At 55.0% G+C, this 1694-nt stretch carries 1 protein-coding gene; it reads left to right on the top strand.

Annotated elements, in window-relative coordinates; genetic code table 11:
• Positions 1 to 1694, top strand: a 1694-nt coding sequence (locus KDK15_RS12210) for a hypothetical protein (RefSeq protein ID WP_257295635.1), incomplete at both ends; no start/stop codon positions are given.

Consider the following 1694-nt stretch of genomic DNA (forward strand, 5'->3'; position numbering starts at 1 on the left):
AAACCTGTGGGGTTATCAATACCCATAATTTCGACGCTATCTTCAGTGATCTGTCCGCACAGGGAAACACGCTGCAAGAGACCGATAGCTTTCAGAAGATGGCCAGCGAATTTGACCAGCTGCTGGTTACCGGTGAACTGACCGATCAGCAATGGCAGGTCCTGAAACAGCGGACGGAATTACTACCCGTTGCCCCTGGATTGGTGACAGGCACTCTGCCAAAGCCTTCCGGTGAGAGTGTTGTCAGGCTGTATACCGGCAATGTTGCCAACATCGCTGCCAATATCGCTGCAGAATCCGACTGTTATCAACTGGCCAACGGGCAGCAATGGGAAGAGCTTTGGTTTACCAGCAAGCTGAAACTGTCAGGCAAGTTGAGTTTCCAGCTGAGGGAATCCCCCTTATTGATAAAACTCCTAAAGGGTGAACCGGTGGTGCTGACCGGGCTGGAACATGCCCCGACCCTGGCAGGGCATCTGGAGTCACTACTGGCACCTGAGCCCTATCTCTGGATTTACGGCCAGAAAAATGCTCTGCCCAATTGCCAGCTCCATATTGTCTGGCCCAGTGACCGCCTGCCTGCCCAGAGCCCGTGGTTCCACCGCTGGCAACAGCAGCAGGATACCGGGCGTGGTCGGTCAACAGGCAGTGTTGCGCCTGATATACCTGATATACCTGATATACCTGATATAGTTGAACCCGATGATGATATAGCTGAATCCATTTTGGCAGAATCCATTATGGCCGACCCCGGTTTGATCAAATCCATGACGACCCGTCATCCCGGTGCAGCCGAGCCATTAGCCTGTCTTTTGTACCGCATTCGAACATTGCCCCAGAGCCCGGACAAAAGCTATCCGGTCATTCCGGTTCAGGCACCGACTGAGTTTCTGACCCTGCTGGAGGCTCAGCTCCACATTGAACAGAGGCTGGATCGCGCCGAGACTCTGGAGCTTTTCCACTGGCGTAAGGCCCTGAATAAGTTACTGGCCCATCCGGTGCGGGGTAATACGGCCATTTACAGTTTTGTCAAAGCTCAGATCAGTGCCCAATTCCCGGATCCCCTGGCAGGGGTTGATCGTGATGGCATTGCTGCCATCCTGAAAACCCTGCCTGCCCTGATGCACCCAATGGATCTGGCCGATAATTTCTGGCCATTGGCCCGTTATATGGCACCGGCACTGGCCGACTGTCTGCCAGACACTTTCAGCAAACCTCCGGCCCGCAGCACAGCGAAGATGGCCGCTATTATCCACTCAATATTCCCTGAACAGGCCATTAAGGCTGATCTTTTGCCGGTACTGGACGACAACATCCATCCCTATTCCGGCCATCGCCTGCGTCTGCTTTACGATGCCCTGCGGGTCTGTGACAGCCTCCACCGGAGTATCCCGGTCCATCGGCAAGCCCTGGACTTGAACCAGCAACTGTCAGCCATTACCCAATGCCATCCGTCTGAGCCACTGGAGCAGCTGCAACAGCAGCTTCAGCACGCCTTCCCTGAACCGCTGTCGGCAACCTCCTTGCAGACACTGGCCTCAGATTGGCTGAAGGCCAGCTGTGGTCATCATCAGCAACAGAGCAAGCGGCTTGAACAGCTCACGGCCATGCTCAAACAGCATAAGATGATTGAACTCAGTGGCCCGGCGGGTACCGGTAAATCCTGTCTGGCCGTAGCCACCGGGCAAGCGTTA

The organism is Endozoicomonas sp. YOMI1, from assembly GCF_024606345.1.
Taxonomy (GTDB): Bacteria; Pseudomonadota; Gammaproteobacteria; order Pseudomonadales; family Endozoicomonadaceae; genus Endozoicomonas.